The sequence below is a fragment of the Listeria marthii genome, assembly GCF_014227425.1.
Lineage (GTDB): Bacteria > Bacillota > Bacilli > Lactobacillales > Listeriaceae > Listeria > Listeria marthii.
The window spans coordinates 361,951-375,710 of the sequence record NZ_JAASWB010000004.1 but is presented as its reverse complement, the minus strand read 5'-3'; the positions used below and the strand labels follow the sequence as shown (position 1 = coordinate 375,710).

Here is a 13,760-nt window from a genome sequence, read left to right as displayed (position 1 = left end):
AATCATGACTTATGATAAAGATTGGGCATTACGCTGGTTAAATGATTTCGGCGAACGTGTACAAGAAAATAAACAATTATTAAGTGATCTCGACCAAGCGATTGGTGACGGAGACCATGGTATCAATATGGCTCGCGGACTCAGCGAACTCAAAAAAGCTTTTGCAGAAAAAGAACCTGCCGACCTAAAAGATGTTTTCAAAACGGCCGGAATGACAATGGTCAGCAAAGTTGGCGGCGCATCCGGCCCACTTTATGGAACAGCATTTTTAAATATGAGTAAAGCAATTGATTCGGATACAATCGATGCGGTCGGCCTTACAAAAGTAATTGAAGCTGGTCTAGAAGGCATCGAAAAACGCGGTAAATCTCATGCTGGTGAAAAAACGATGATTGATGTTTGGGAACCAGTTGTTCACGCGCTTCACCAAGAAGATTTGACCGATGATGTAGTCGATGCGGCCTTACAAAAAACCAAAGATTTAAAAGCGACTAAAGGACGGGCAAGCTATCTCGGCGAACGTTCGATTGGCCATCTTGACCCAGGGGCATACTCTTCCGCCCTATTATTCCACGCAATGATTCAAACGGAGGTGAGCTGACCTATGGCTAAACCTTATGGCATTGTTATTATTTCCCACTCCAAAGATGTCGCAAAAGGTGTCCATGATATCATCAAAGAAATCGCGCCAGACGTTTCTATCACCCACGCAGGTGGAACCGAAGATGGCGGCATTGGCACAAGTTTTGACGCAGTAAATGAAGCCATTGAAAGTAACAAAGCTGACAAAGTCTACACTTTCTATGACCTTGGAAGCGCCAAAATGAATATTGAAACCGTAGAAGAAATTAGCGAAAAGGAAATCATTCTCTTTAATGCACCAATTTTAGAAGGTGCGTATGCTACTGCGGCTCAAGTTCAAATGGACGAGAAACCAGAAGTCATCGCGGAAAATTTAAAAGGAATCGAAATTAAATAAGTTAAGCCCCCTTGAACTCTTATTGTTTGAGGGGGCTTTAATTATCCTAACTGAAAACAAAGGCGAGGGTTTTCCGTGGTATAATGACATATATAATTTCCCATTCTAAAAAGTTAGGATTTGAAACGATGAATATTTTAATTAAAATAAGAGAATTAACCAATTTAACCAATAGCGAAAAAGAACTTGCCAACTATATTCTAGCAAATCCGCGAAAAACCCTGCAGTTCAAGCCTAAAGAGCTAGCCGCGGCCGCATTCGTTTCTACTGCAACCATTTACCGTTTAATTAATAAACTAGGAATTAACGGCATCGGCGAACTAAAAATCGAAATCGCCACAAGCCTCCGCGAAGCAACCGCAGAAAAAGAAATAAATTACGATTATCCGATTTTGGAATCAGACACGCCCTACCAAATAATGACCAATCTACAACAGATTTACAAAGGAACCATCGATGAAACGTTAAACATCTCCGACCCAGAAGAACTCGTTCGTATCGGTGAAAAACTGACTAAAGCGAAAATAATTGATGTCTACGCCGCATCTGCCAATCTTTTTTTTGCTCAAAATTTCAAATTTCAAATGCAGGAAATTGGGGTTTTAGTCAACGTTCCTGAAGAAGATTATATCCAAAGCTTGTCCGCAGCAAATAGCGACAAAAACCATATTGCCATTGTTGTTTCTTACGGCGGCCGCAGCCGAACACTTCAAAGAGTCGTCAAAATTCTATCCGAAAACGATGTCGAAATCATTTTAATCACTTCAATGCAAACAAATCCGTTAGTCGAATTCGCCACTCACAAAATCTATATGGCGTCCGCCGAGAACCATTACAACAAAGTCTCCTCGTTCTCGACAAGACAGTCATTACTCAGCATTTTCGACACGCTATATTCCGTTTATTTTAATCACGATTACGACAAAAATATCCAATACAAAACCACCAATTATCAAAAAATGAACAGCGAATTGGAATGATTTTTCAAAAAGGCGATTGATTTCCTTTTGAATTGAAAAAAAGCTCTCAATCTACGCCATTTCGCACTTTCCTTTATTTTCTAATGATACAATAAAGAAAAAAAGGAGCTAAACTAAATGACGACTCAAGCGATTATTTTAGATATTGATGGCACTTTATTGAACGACGACAAAAAAATCTCCACTGAAACAAAAAAAGCACTCATCACAGCTCAACAAAATGGCGTTAAACTTATCCTCGCTTCCGGCAGACCAACAACCGGAATGCACCTTTACGCCGAACAACTAGAAATGGAAAAATACCACGGTTTACTTGTTTCATACAACGGCGCCAAAGTAGTAGACTGCCAAACAAAAGAGGAATTATTCAACCAAGCGCTCACCGTTGCAGAAGGAAAAGCCGTTCTAGAACATATGAAAAATTTCGAAGTAAAAGTGATGATTGATAAAGACGACTATATGTACGTGAACGATGTATTTGACTGTTATGTCCCTTATAAAGGCGAAGAAATCAACATTATTCAATATGAATCCCGCGGCGGTAACTTCAAACTCTGCGAAAAAGATGATTTAGCAGCATTTTTAGATTATCGAATTAGCAAAATACTAACTGCCGGCGATCCAGCTTATATGCAGGAAAATTACCAAGCGATGATGGCGCCTTTCAAAGATAGCCTGAACTGCGTCTTCACGGCCGATTTCTATTTTGAATTCACCGCACAAGGCATCGACAAAGCCAAAGCACTTGATACCATTTTAACTCCAATGGGAATTAGCCCAGAAAACATTATCGCATTCGGAGACGGGCACAACGACATCACCATGGTTGAATACGCTGGAACAGGCATCGCCATGAGCAACGCCGTCCCTGAATTAAAAGCAGCAGCCAGTTCCGTAACTTTATCCAATAACGAAGATGGCATTGCGCACGTGCTAAATAGTTTAATTCCGAGTTAATTAAGAAAAGGCTGAAATTCAGCCTTTTTTTATTGCCATCATATAAAAAATTGCTCCTATCTACCCCTTCTTTCTACAGAAATTCCTCATTTTCTGGTATGCTTAAATTAATAAACTAAAGTAGGAGGTAAATTAAATGACACTTTCTTTCTCGGATACATACAGATTGAACAATGGAATCGAAATGCCTAGACATGGTTTTGGGGTATACAAACTCACTGACGAACAGCGGATGCGCACAGCACTGGAAACTGCGGTGGATGTTGGCTATCGCTTGTTTGATACGGCTTCATTTTACCATAATGAAAAAGAGCTGGGAGATTTCTTTCTGTCCAGCGGCTTAAAACGGGATGAGTTTTTTGTAACGACAAAAATGTGGAATACGGAGCAAGGTTATGATGAAACGCTTCGTGCCTTTGAAAAATCGCAGAAAAAATTGCAATTAGATCAAGTCGATTTATATTTAGTTCACTGGCCAAAGCAAGATACTTTTTTTGAAACTTGGCGCGCTGTGGAAAAATTATATGATGAAGGGCTTGTTCGCGCGATTGGCGTAAGTAATTTCGAAGCGCATCACCTCGATCGCCTTCGTACAAGCGCCAATGTACTTCCGGTAGTTGATCAACTTGAAACACATCCACATTTCCCTAATCAGCTTCTACATCGTTATTTAGAAGAATTACATATTGTTCACCAAGCATGGAGCCCACTTGGTCGTGGTGGTGTTTTACAAGAGCAAATCCTCATCGACCTAGCGAAAAAACATAGGAAATCACCTGCACAAATTGTACTTCGTTGGCATTTACAAAACAATATCTCCATTATTCCAAAATCAGAAACGCCTTCCAGAATTAGAGAAAATGCAGCTATTTATGATTTTGAATTAACAGAAGCAGATATGCGCCAAGTCGATCGTTTAAATAATGGCGAACGCGTCAGCCATGCACCAGATGTTATGTATGTGAGATCAGAAATTTAAATAAAAAAATCTACTAAACCAACTTGGCTTAGTAGATTTTTTTATTTGCTCCGTAATTGGCGTTTGCGCGCTTCTTTGAAAAGATAGAAGTAACGAGCTTCTGCTTTTTTCTCTTCATATTCTAAATTAGGATCATATTCAAAGCTTTTGCGCATTAACACTTTTTGTTTGTGCCACTTTTCTTGCGAGACTTCAATCAATTCCATCAGATAAGCATCATAGGATTTGTGTAGTTTACCAATTTTCTTGTCTTTTTTCCGACCAAACTTATTGCTTCTGGACTCCATTTTATCACCTCGGTTTATACTTCTCTTCGTCCTTCCATCGCTTTAGAGAGCGTCACTTCGTCAGCGTATTCTAAATCTCCGCCAACTGGAAGGCCGTGCGCAATTCTTGTTACTTTTATGCCTGAAGGTTTTAATAAGCGCGAAATATACATTGCGGTGGCTTCCCCTTCAACATTCGGGTTGGTGGCTAAAATAACTTCTTCAATCGTGTCATCTTGCAAACGTTTCAGCAAATCAGGAATGTTAATATCTTCTGGCCCAATCCCATCCATTGGTGAAATAGTACCATGAAGCACGTGGTATAAGCCGTGGAAATCACGCATTTTTTCCATTGCAATAACATCTTTGGATTCTTGTACCACACAAATAACACTTCGATCGCGTGACGTATCTGCGCAAATATAACACGGGTCTTTATCCGTAATATGACCACAAACGGAACAAAAACTGAGATTTCGCTTTGCATCTACAAGCGCTTTTGCAAAATCTAGTACATCGTCTTCTTTCATATCTAGCACATAAAACGCTAGTCGAGCTGCCGATTTTGGTCCGATTCCCGGTAATTTCATAAAACTATCTATTAATTTCGTTATCGGCTCAGGATAATGCATAATTCGTCTTCCTCTCACCTTCAAAATACACAATGTTTCACGTGGAACATTCTATTGAAAAATAGTTGAGACTCTTGTATACAAGCCAAGAGTCTCAAACCAAACAATATTACATTCCAGGAATATTTAATCCTTGTGTGAATTTGCCCATTGTTTGTGAAGTTGTATCTTCAATTTGTTTTAATACATCATTTGTCGCTGCAAGTACTAAATCTTGTAGCATTTCGATATCTTCTGGATCAACTACTTCTTCATTTATAACAACATCTGTAATGACGCGTTTACCAGTAGCTTTTACTGTAACCATTCCGCCACCAGCTGTTCCAGTGAACTCTTGAGCTTCTAAATCAGCTTGAGCTTTCGCCATTTCCTTTTGCATTTTTTGCATTTGTTTCATCATACCTTGCATATTTCCCATTCCACGCATGAATAATCTCCTCTTTCTTCTATTGTTTTTTAATCTTTAATTTCAAGCAAATCTTCACCAACGAGTTTCGCCGCTTCTGCAACAAAAGGATCTTCCGCTGGTTTTCTAGCTTCCGGATTTGCACCGTCCTCCGCATCGCCGTCGCTACCATGACTTTGAAGGAAATTTTCTCTTACATCGGCCCATTGATCTTCTGGGATTCCAATAAAAGTATAATTTACTTGCGTCAGTCGTGCAATACTCGACGTGATGGTTTCAACAAAGTTCGGATTATCCATCGCCATTTGACAGTGAATCTCATGCTTAAATTTTAACACAAAAGTGTCCTGAGATGCAGCTACAGGTTCTGCGTCATTTAAAAGGGCTGCTTGAGACGCCATCAACATGGATAACAACTCGCCCCAACAACCACGAATTAATTGTAAACTCTCTTTTTTAGCCTCGCCTAGCACATGATTGATTTTACCAATCGGTGCTTTAAATTGCTTACCGTTGTTGATTGCTTTTTTAGAACCGCCACGATTTTGTGTTGGTTTATCAGCTGGTGCTGCTCCGGCTCCACTAGCAATTTGTTTTTTCAGCGTTTGAATCTCTTGGTTCATTTGCTCTAATTGGCGTTTTAAATCAGAGACATCACTTCCAGAAACCGCATCAGCTGGCACATTTCCGCCGCCTATAGCTGATTGTCCCGCTTGTGTTAACTGAACAAGCGCCACTTCTACATAAATACCTGGATGATTTGAAAAGCGCATTTGTTGTTGCGCTGCATTTAAAATTTTCACAAATTCATATACTTTGAGTGAATCTGCTCGTTTTGCCAAAGCGACAAAATCATCATCAATTAACGCCCGCTCTAGCGTTTCTTCCAGATTTGGCGCTTTTTGATAAAGCAGCACATCTCTAAAGAATACGAGTAAATCTTCCACTAAACGAACTGGGTCTTTACCTTCTGCAAGTAAAGCAGTTAACGTCGAAATAGCTTCTGCTGCGTCACCATCAAACGCTGCACTTACTAACTTTGTAAGCAAGTTTTGCGCAACAGATCCGGTGATTTCAAGCGCATCTTCCACGGTTACTTCTTCCGACCCGTAAGAAATAACTTGATCAAGCAAACTTAGCGCATCTCGCATCCCGCCTTCAGCCGCACGCGCAACAATCATCAATGCTTTTTCGTCATAAGGAATTTTTTCTTCTTCTAAAATAAATTTCAAACGACCAATAATATCTTGTGTCGTAATTCGTTTAAAATCAAAGCGTTGTACCCTCGAAATAATCGTTAGAGGTAACTTATGCGGTTCTGTTGTTGCCAAAATAAAAATGACATGTTTCGGCGGTTCTTCCAGCGTTTTTAGTAGCGCATTAAACGCTCCCGTCGACAACATATGCACTTCATCGATAATATATACTTTATATTTCGCCACAGTTGGCGCATATTTCACTTTTTCCCGGATATCTCGAATTTCTTCAACCCCGTTGTTACTGGCAGCATCGATTTCAAGAACATCTGGTATAGAACCATCCGTCGTCCCCTTACAAATCTCACATTCATTGCAAGGCTCTCCGTCATGGCCATGTTCACAGTTAATCGCCTTCGCAAAAATTTTCGCCGCACTAGTCTTCCCTGTCCCCCGAGGCCCAGAAAATAAATAAGCATGCGAAGTTTTATTTTGCACAATGGCATTTTTAAGCGTTTTCGTCACATGTTCCTGTCCAACAACATCCTGAAACGACTGCGGCCGAAAAACCCGATACAAAGCCTGATACGCCATCTGCCACTCTCCTTCACCTAAAACCATTTTAGTAGTTTTATTATAACGTATTGTTGAAGAAGTTTCAAAACGTTGTTTGTTTTGATCTACTTCTTCAATATAAATCTGAGCAAAGCGATGATTTAATCCTTAATAGAAGTTTCAAAACGTTCTGAGTCGGCTAGCCTCAAAAAACAACCCAAAAATCAAAACCATCCCAAGTCAAACAGTCTTAAAATCCACCCCAACAACCCCAATCCAAAAAAAGAACCAGACCCCCGAAAAAGCCCGATTCCAAACCCTTACTGTTCACTTTTAGCAGCTAATTTCTCCTGTTTCTTCTTACTCTCATTAATAACGGAAAGCTCAATCGATCTCAGCAAGTTTTTCACACGTTTTTTCCGGAAGAACCCAAACATAAAACCAACAATAATATTATTCATCTTATTCATTGCTTTTTCTGTTTCGATTAATTCGTTATACGTCACTTCACAAGTTGTTTCGCTCGTGGATTTAATCGTATAAGTTGTTGTATGTGTGTTTACCCGACTGCTTGTTTCAAATTGATATAAATCATTAGGAGTAACTTTCAAAATTTTTGTTGTCGCAAGCGCGCCGTTAGACATTGTACGTTGGTATTTATATCCTTCTAATTTGCGTACTTGCAGCGTTTTACCAGTGGCATTTTTGACGTCATAGATTGCTGAGCTCACAAGTGTATCAAAGCATTCTTTTTGGGATATATATAATTTCTGTGTGACATTCACTTTTCAATCGACTCCTTCTAATTCTTTTCTTTCTTATCTTTACGGATTTTTAGCACAATGAATACACAGCCAATTAAAACAACCGCAAGTCCTGTAACTAGAAGAGGTACACTAGCCATTCCATCTTTTCCATAAGAGGGACTAAACATAATAATAATAAGACCTATACTAATAAGAAATAGTGCATTAACAATTTTCATCTTCAACCCACACTAACTTGGAAATAGAGTACAGAACCTATTTCAGTTGCTTTAATAGTTTCTTTGGCAATTTTTGCTGCCTTTTCTTCATCTTCAATATTTGTTTCAAAAGTAAGTTTCATGCCTTTTTCATCTATTTTTTTAAAAGTTACACCGTCTTTATCGTATGTTTCTAGTAATTCAGTAATGTAATCTCGTTTCATTGGACAATTAAGAATAATCATTTAAAAAAACCTCCTTTTATATAGTTTAACTTTATCTCTCGCTTCTTGCAATGAATAAAAATGGTGCAGGAATTCCTACATGATATACTGGCTAGGCGCAATTTAGCTGCACCTAGCCAGAAACTTATTATTTCCTAAGCTTTCATCTCTTCTTCTGGTACACCAACGCGATTTGCGGTAATAACAAATGGTACCCAAATCAAGAACGCGACGACCATATTTATGAGTGAAATTACTGGTGCCATCCAATCTCCCCCTGTTGCTAAGAAGGAATTCAGAAGTGGCGGCATTACCCAAACTACTGCAATTTTAACTGGCCCGACAATGCCGAGTGTTGTTGCAAAGTAAGCGATTGTTACCATTACCATTGGCGCGATAAGGAATGGTATTAAGTAAATTGTATTTAATACGATCGGTAAACCAAACATGATTGGTTCGTTAATATTAAATATACCTGGTGCAAGAGACAATTTCGCAACTGTTCGTGCATCCGCTCGTTTCGAGAACATTAGTAACGCGATAATTAATACAAGCGTACCACCTGAACCACCCATCCATACATACGCATCGAAAGAACCACGTACCCATTCGAATGGTAATTTAGCGCCTTCTTGTGCCGCACTAATGTTTTGTAGTTGTGCTGTACCCCAAAGTGACTCTAGAACCGGAGCAAGTACGTTCGGACCATGAATCCCGAAGAACCATAGTAATTGTACTAAGAAAGTAACTAGTAAAACAGCTCCGTAGCCTTGCGATAGTGATAATAGCGGTTCTTGAATTGTTTTGGAAATCCAAGTAATAACGTCCATATTTGTGATTTTGAAGAATGCCCAGTCAATAATACCAACAACATAAAGTGCAACTAACGCAGGAATAATCGCCGCGAAAGCTTTACTTACAGCTGGAGGAACAGAATCTGGCATTTTGATAATAATATTTCTGCGCATTAATTTCGCATAAATAATAGTTGATATAAAACCGAAAATCATTGCGGTAAACAAGCCGGTACCATTTACTTGGCTTAGGCTAAAGAATCCGTAAATTCCAGCAAATTCTTTTGGTAAAGTAGCTACATCGAAATTTGCATTAGAAGCCGCAATCGCAGCTTTTACTGCATCTAAGCTAACAGTAACAGTTAAGTTCATAACAAAAGCAGCAAGAGAAACTAGCCCCCCAGCTAATCGATCCACTTCATATGCTTTTGATAAATTATACCCTAGTGAAAAGGCAAAAATAATTGAAACAATTGCTAACGTCCCATTGTATACATATCCATTAATATCGATAAGTGGTTGCATCGCTTCCACAAATCCTGTCCATCCCCAGTCAGTTGGAAAATCCCTAAAAAACGCATTTAAAAGTACTGCAATTGACCCAGCCATAGTGATTGGCATTGTTGAAATAAAAGCATCACGTAATGCAACTAGATGTTTTTGTGAACCAATTTTTGCTGCTACCGGCACAAAATACTTTTCTAAAAATGCTGTTAATCCATTCATATTTTATCCTCCCGTAAACCTTTTTTATTTAGCGCTCATCTCTTTAAACAAAATATAATTTTTATGTATACATCCCTTTGAGTTTATCAGCTATATCTGTTTACTTTGCCCTAGCAATCCCTATTACTAAAACAAACCAGATGGAATCTTTGCATGACCTCGTGAAATTTTGGGAGTCCTCCTCTCCGCTTCATGATAAGGCTTACATTTCGATTCACTTTAATCTATTGCAATTTCCGTGCCAAGTACTATTTTAGGAAAATATATACGTTAATCTCTTGTAAACCTTGTCTTTCTTACATCCAAAGCTCTATTACACACATAGCGCAAAAAACTGTGTAAGTAAGCGTTAACATTACACAGTTTTACTAATTTATCCATTTTCCATTTTGTGTTATAATGAGCATAAGATAAGTAATACCAACGAGTCGAGGTGATAGTTATGGCAGTCAAACGCGATATGCCGGAAGAGTCAAAAAATAGTAAAGTCGTCAAAAAAGAACATTTTTCGATTGTGTTTCCTGATGATATAAAAGAACCCGCAACCGTGGAAGAAAAGAAGAAACAAGATACTGAAAAGAAAACAGATGATAATTAATATAAGAAAAGCACTTACCAACTGATAATATTGCTTTTTTTATGCGAAATATGATATCATATAAATGAAAAGAGAGCCATGCGCTAACATGACTCCCTGAGCAGTAGCACCGCGTAAAAGACGGCGGCTATTAACTAATAATTACACGAAGTAACCATCGATCAGCTCGCTAAAGTGGATCAGATGGTTATTTTTTTGGTTTGTTAAAGTCGAGAATCATCACGACGAGGGTGGCAAATACCACCGCAAACGTCAGTGCTTCATACACAGACACGGCTATTCCTTTCTAGGAGTAAAACCTTCTATAACCAAGAGGCATCACCCCCGTTCCTGGAGATTTAGCCACCATCTTTTTCACTTTACTACTACTAAATTTATTATAGCATAAGAAAATGTTGTAAACCAAAGTCCTAATGCTCGAAGTGAATTCCAGTTATTAAAACTTTTAAGCAACTATTAAGTAACATTTAAATTATGTCATACTTTTAAAAAGAAATTTTTTAGAGAGATAAATATATTGCTGTTAAGATAAACTTACAAATGAAAAGAGCATCCCCACGGATGCTCTTTTTTATTTTATAGAGAAGATAACCATTTCTTTATCATCATCAATTCGGACATTTACGTCCATGCCTAATTTATCTTTAAAAAGTGCCGTAATGTTTAGATAATCATCATAACTACCGATATCACTTTTTTCGTATCCTTGTAGAATGGTTGGTTTAATGCGCACGATGTAATCATCATTGGACGTTTCTTCCGGATTGTAGGAATAGATTTTCTTGCCGTTTTTGTCGAAAAAGTCGTAGGTTGCATATGATTCATTATTTGTTATATAGACGTCTTTTTGGGTCACGTAGGCGTTATCTGCGACGCTATAATCGATTAGGCCTGAGTAATATTTATTGGTAGATGGTTCATTGATTTCGTATTGTTTATAAGCTAGGCGGAATAAATAATCAATATTGTAGTAACTGTTTACGCGGAAGTAAAGATTTTTATCTTTGGATTTCTTATCGACACCAATATCTGTAGCGCTAATTGGGAAAACCTCGTATAATTTACCATCTATTTCGTAAGCTACTTCATACTTATCAAACACCTCTTGGCGCTGAAAAAAGCCGAACATAATTGCTAAGATTGCAATAATTCCTATTAAAATTGCGATGATTAAAGCCGGTAGCCATTTCTTTTTTGATTTTAGTTGTTGCATTATTTTCATCCTTTGTCATGAATTGCTTTACTATTTTATATTGTACCAGTTTATGTAGCATTATACATTATTTTGTAAGAATAGGCGATGTTTGTAGAAAAAAGACTACTCTGCGCTAGGCAAAATAGTCTTTTATATATTTAAAATTAGTGTCGCGCACCTCATATCGACATGCAATCATCTGCGTTACCCTGATAGTTAGCTCGGGCCAGGCAACCTCGCGGCACATGAGAAGCACTGCTTAATGCTGCTTCCTTCCGGACCTGACATGGTTCACAGGTTCCCATTGCGCAAGACCCAACCTTCAACACCACTTGTCAAGGGCAGACCAAACAATTACGATGCCTCAAATGAGGAATTCAACCCCGCTAGAGCGGATTGCGGGTTACAGGGCGCCGCTACCTCCCCGTCTAGCACGACAAATTTGCTACCAATAATTAGTTGCCAAATAAAAAATTATTTAGCGCAAACTCTGAAAAGAGCTCAATTACTAGTGTACCTTTTTCATGTAGAAAGTGCAAGCGGAAAGGAAATATTTTTTAACGTAAGTAAACACTCATGATTGCTGCGATAATCGTACCAACTACACAAATCCCTACTAGCGTTAAAGCGATCCATACTATTTTTTTATTCATGGTTTTCTCCCCCTCGTTATCACTTTTCTTTTAGTGATTATATCATGAAACTCAAAATTTAGCTGTTAATATCAAACTTCTTTTGCCAACTATTTAATTGGCTGTAGCTAGACATTAGTTGTGTTGTGACTTGTTTGAAAATCAGGCGCAGTTCTGCATATTTTTCGACATTTTCGCTTGGGTGATATACAGCTTTTATTGGTAGGGTGTGTTTAAGGTTTAAGTCTTTTAAAATCCCTAGCGAACGCATGCCAATAATTGCTGCGCCTAAGCTCGATCCTTCGATTGTATGAGGTACACGTATTTCGCGGTTCAAAATATCAGCGAGCAACTTGCACCAAGCCTCGTGCGCAGATATCCCGCCAGTTACATAAATAATATCATCCGGCGCTGAAACTGCTTCATAGACTTCCGCAAGATTAAACGCGATTCCTTCCAAAATGGCCCGGATAAAATGCGCTTTAGTATGATTAATCGTCAGCCCAACAAAGCCACCACGAATATCATTAGTCCAAAACGGAGCGCGCTCTCCTAACAAATATGGCTGGAACAAAAGTCCGGCCGCACCAGGGGGAATTTCTTCCATTTTCGCAATAAAGCTCGCAAAATCACGCTGGCTAATTTCTTCCGCAGAACCAAATTGATGTAGTCCCCAATCAACCACTTTTCCACCGTTATTCACTGCGCCACCTGCGATAAAATAACCATCCCCAGCCCCGTAACAAAATGTCCGGCCGCGCGAATCTATTTGGAATTGATTGGTCAGCTTGCGAACTGCGCCACTTGTGCCGACTGTGATTGTAACATCATTGCTACCAGTCGCTTGAATTCCAATATTAGCAAGCGCCCCGTCACTCCCACCTACGATAAATGGCAAGTCTTCTGGAATCCCCATTAAGTCAGCGTATTCTTTTGACACACCTGTTAATTGATAGGTTTCCGGCACCACTTTTGGTAGAAAATCGGGTGTTAATTTTACAATTTCCATCGCTTCAAATTCCCAGTCGTGCTCCATAATATTGTAAAGCCCCGTGCCCGACGCTAACGATTCATCCATCACCCAGACACCAAACAAACGATACAAAATATACGATTTAATATCGACAAATTTCTCAGCTCGGTTAAATAATCTCGGTTCCACTTCTTTCAACCAACAAATTTTGGCAAAGGGGCTCATCGGGTGTATCGGCGTCCCTGTGGCTTCATACAGTTGAAACAAGTAATTATCTCTTTTTACTTTTTCGAGCGTCTCACTGCTTCGTCCGTCCGCCCAAGTGATACATTCAGTCAAGAGCTCTCCGTTACTCCCAACCATAATTAAACTATGCATCGCTGAACTAAACGAAATTCCCGCTAATTCATCTTTATTCACGTTTTTCATTACAGCTTTTATGGATGTTAAAACTGCTTCAAAAATTTCCGTGGGACTTTCTTCTGCTTTTCCAGTTTCATCGGTAATTAGCTCATAATGCGTCGCTTGCCGGAAGATCACTTCTCCTCGTTGATCAAACAGCACTGCCTTTGTACTCGAAGTCCCAATGTCCACGCCCATTATGTATGATTTGCTCGTCAAACAATTCACCCCGCGATTTCTTTTCTTTTTATTATACGTCAAATGGAATAAATTTTGGGGCTGGGCTACTTGGCTTTTTCAGC

At 39.0% G+C, this 13,760-nt stretch carries 16 protein-coding genes and 1 other RNA gene; 6 read left to right on the top strand and 11 right to left on the bottom strand.

Features of this window, described 5'->3' with window-relative positions; all coding sequences use genetic code 11:
• Window positions 1–4 precede the first annotated feature (4 nt).
• From dhaL1 to HCJ55_RS09510, 5 genes are all read left to right on the top strand, one after another.
• On the top strand, window positions 5–601 hold the full coding sequence (gene dhaL1, locus HCJ55_RS09530; protein WP_008948918.1) for a dihydroxyacetone kinase ADP-binding subunit DhaL1: 597 nt from the start codon (window positions 5–7) through the stop codon (window positions 599–601).
• A 3-nt stretch (window positions 602–604) separates the two neighbouring features.
• Window positions 605–979: a dihydroxyacetone kinase phosphoryl donor subunit DhaM1 gene (gene dhaM1, locus HCJ55_RS09525; protein WP_185517933.1), complete on the top strand. Its 375-nt coding sequence runs from the start codon at window positions 605–607 to the stop codon at window positions 977–979.
• Window positions 980–1,107: 128 nt separating this feature from the next.
• On the top strand, window positions 1,108–1,959 hold the full coding sequence (locus HCJ55_RS09520; protein ID WP_185502886.1) for a MurR/RpiR family transcriptional regulator: 852 nt from the start codon (window positions 1,108–1,110) through the stop codon (window positions 1,957–1,959).
• 117 nt (window positions 1,960–2,076) lie between these two features.
• Window positions 2,077–2,916 (top strand): Cof-type HAD-IIB family hydrolase, encoded by an 840-nt coding sequence (locus HCJ55_RS09515; protein ID WP_185517931.1) that lies wholly within the window; start codon window positions 2,077–2,079, stop codon window positions 2,914–2,916.
• A gap of 136 nt (window positions 2,917–3,052) precedes the next feature.
• A complete protein-coding gene (locus HCJ55_RS09510; RefSeq protein WP_185517929.1) occupies window positions 3,053–3,895 on the top strand; it encodes an aldo/keto reductase in 843 nt (280 codons plus the stop codon).
• 41 nt (window positions 3,896–3,936) lie between these two features.
• Here HCJ55_RS09510 and HCJ55_RS09505 read toward each other — a convergent pair whose 3' ends face one another.
• The 8 genes from HCJ55_RS09505 to HCJ55_RS09470 form a co-directional block, all read right to left on the bottom strand.
• Entirely contained in the window at window positions 3,937–4,182 is a 246-nt protein-coding gene (locus tag HCJ55_RS09505) for a YaaL family protein (protein ID WP_185502883.1), read from the bottom strand.
• 14 nt (window positions 4,183–4,196) lie between these two features.
• Window positions 4,197–4,793: a recombination mediator RecR gene (gene recR, locus HCJ55_RS09500; protein ID WP_003722062.1), complete on the bottom strand. Its 597-nt coding sequence runs from the start codon at window positions 4,791–4,793 to the stop codon at window positions 4,197–4,199.
• A 109-nt stretch (window positions 4,794–4,902) separates the two neighbouring features.
• On the bottom strand, window positions 4,903–5,220 hold the full coding sequence (locus HCJ55_RS09495) for a YbaB/EbfC family nucleoid-associated protein (RefSeq protein WP_003722063.1): 318 nt from the start codon (window positions 5,218–5,220) through the stop codon (window positions 4,903–4,905).
• A gap of 29 nt (window positions 5,221–5,249) precedes the next feature.
• The gene (gene dnaX / locus HCJ55_RS09490; protein WP_070266726.1) at window positions 5,250–6,989 is read right to left on the bottom strand and encodes a DNA polymerase III subunit gamma/tau; all 1,740 of its coding nucleotides are present in this window, start codon (window positions 6,987–6,989) and stop codon (window positions 5,250–5,252) included.
• Window positions 6,990–7,270: 281 nt separating this feature from the next.
• A complete protein-coding gene (locus HCJ55_RS09485; RefSeq protein WP_008948925.1) occupies window positions 7,271–7,735 on the bottom strand; it encodes a DUF3284 domain-containing protein in 465 nt (154 codons plus the stop codon).
• 17 nt (window positions 7,736–7,752) lie between these two features.
• Complete coding sequence (locus tag HCJ55_RS09480; protein ID WP_003727657.1) at window positions 7,753–7,935, bottom strand: DUF3188 domain-containing protein; 183 nt, start codon at window positions 7,933–7,935, stop codon at window positions 7,753–7,755.
• Between the two features lie 2 nt (window positions 7,936–7,937).
• Complete coding sequence (locus HCJ55_RS09475; RefSeq protein WP_003722067.1) at window positions 7,938–8,159, bottom strand: hypothetical protein; 222 nt, start codon at window positions 8,157–8,159, stop codon at window positions 7,938–7,940.
• Window positions 8,160–8,293: 134 nt separating this feature from the next.
• The gene (locus tag HCJ55_RS09470) at window positions 8,294–9,658 is read right to left on the bottom strand and encodes a PTS sugar transporter subunit IIC (protein ID WP_003722068.1); all 1,365 of its coding nucleotides are present in this window, start codon (window positions 9,656–9,658) and stop codon (window positions 8,294–8,296) included.
• A gap of 442 nt (window positions 9,659–10,100) precedes the next feature.
• Between HCJ55_RS09470 and HCJ55_RS09465 the strand changes: the two genes are divergently transcribed.
• Window positions 10,101–10,256: a hypothetical protein gene (locus tag HCJ55_RS09465; RefSeq protein WP_185517927.1), complete on the top strand. Its 156-nt coding sequence runs from the start codon at window positions 10,101–10,103 to the stop codon at window positions 10,254–10,256.
• A 571-nt stretch (window positions 10,257–10,827) separates the two neighbouring features.
• Here the strand turns inward: HCJ55_RS09465 and HCJ55_RS09460 are convergent.
• The 3 genes from HCJ55_RS09460 to HCJ55_RS09450 all read right to left on the bottom strand — a co-directional run bounded on the left by HCJ55_RS09460 (window position 10,828) and on the right by HCJ55_RS09450 (window position 13,677).
• Window positions 10,828–11,469, bottom strand: coding sequence for a hypothetical protein (locus tag HCJ55_RS09460; protein WP_185502882.1), 642 nt, complete (start codon window positions 11,467–11,469; stop codon window positions 10,828–10,830).
• Between the two features lie 152 nt (window positions 11,470–11,621).
• Window positions 11,622–11,888: signal recognition particle sRNA large type (ffs, locus tag HCJ55_RS09455), an RNA gene on the bottom strand.
• Between the two features lie 274 nt (window positions 11,889–12,162).
• Window positions 12,163–13,677 carry a gluconokinase gene (locus tag HCJ55_RS09450; RefSeq protein WP_185517925.1) on the bottom strand — a complete coding sequence of 505 codons (1,515 nt, stop codon included), beginning with the start codon at window positions 13,675–13,677 and terminating at the stop codon, window positions 12,163–12,165.
• Window positions 13,678–13,760 lie beyond the last annotated feature (83 nt).

Coding starts and splice junctions, on each gene's coding strand:
- HCJ55_RS09515 (WP_185517931.1), top strand. CDS start 2,077: ATGACGACTCAAGCGATTATTTTAGATATTGATGGCACTTTATTGAAC.
- HCJ55_RS09475 (WP_003722067.1), bottom strand. CDS start 8,159: ATGATTATTCTTAATTGTCCAATGAAACGAGATTACATTACTGAATTA.
- HCJ55_RS09470 (WP_003722068.1), bottom strand. CDS start 9,658: ATGAATGGATTAACAGCATTTTTAGAAAAGTATTTTGTGCCGGTAGCA.
- HCJ55_RS09505 (WP_185502883.1), bottom strand. CDS start 4,182: ATGGAGTCCAGAAGCAATAAGTTTGGTCGGAAAAAAGACAAGAAAATT.
- HCJ55_RS09465 (WP_185517927.1), top strand. CDS start 10,101: ATGGCAGTCAAACGCGATATGCCGGAAGAGTCAAAAAATAGTAAAGTC.
- dhaL1 (WP_008948918.1), top strand. CDS start 5: ATGACTTATGATAAAGATTGGGCATTACGCTGGTTAAATGATTTCGGC.
- HCJ55_RS09510 (WP_185517929.1), top strand. CDS start 3,053: ATGACACTTTCTTTCTCGGATACATACAGATTGAACAATGGAATCGAA.
- recR (WP_003722062.1), bottom strand. CDS start 4,793: ATGCATTATCCTGAGCCGATAACGAAATTAATAGATAGTTTTATGAAA.
- HCJ55_RS09495 (WP_003722063.1), bottom strand. CDS start 5,220: ATGCGTGGAATGGGAAATATGCAAGGTATGATGAAACAAATGCAAAAA.
- HCJ55_RS09520 (WP_185502886.1), top strand. CDS start 1,108: ATGAATATTTTAATTAAAATAAGAGAATTAACCAATTTAACCAATAGC.
- HCJ55_RS09480 (WP_003727657.1), bottom strand. CDS start 7,935: ATGAAAATTGTTAATGCACTATTTCTTATTAGTATAGGTCTTATTATT.
- dnaX (WP_070266726.1), bottom strand. CDS start 6,989: ATGGCGTATCAGGCTTTGTATCGGGTTTTTCGGCCGCAGTCGTTTCAG.
- HCJ55_RS09460 (WP_185502882.1), bottom strand. CDS start 11,469: ATGCAACAACTAAAATCAAAAAAGAAATGGCTACCGGCTTTAATCATC.
- dhaM1 (WP_185517933.1), top strand. CDS start 605: ATGGCTAAACCTTATGGCATTGTTATTATTTCCCACTCCAAAGATGTC.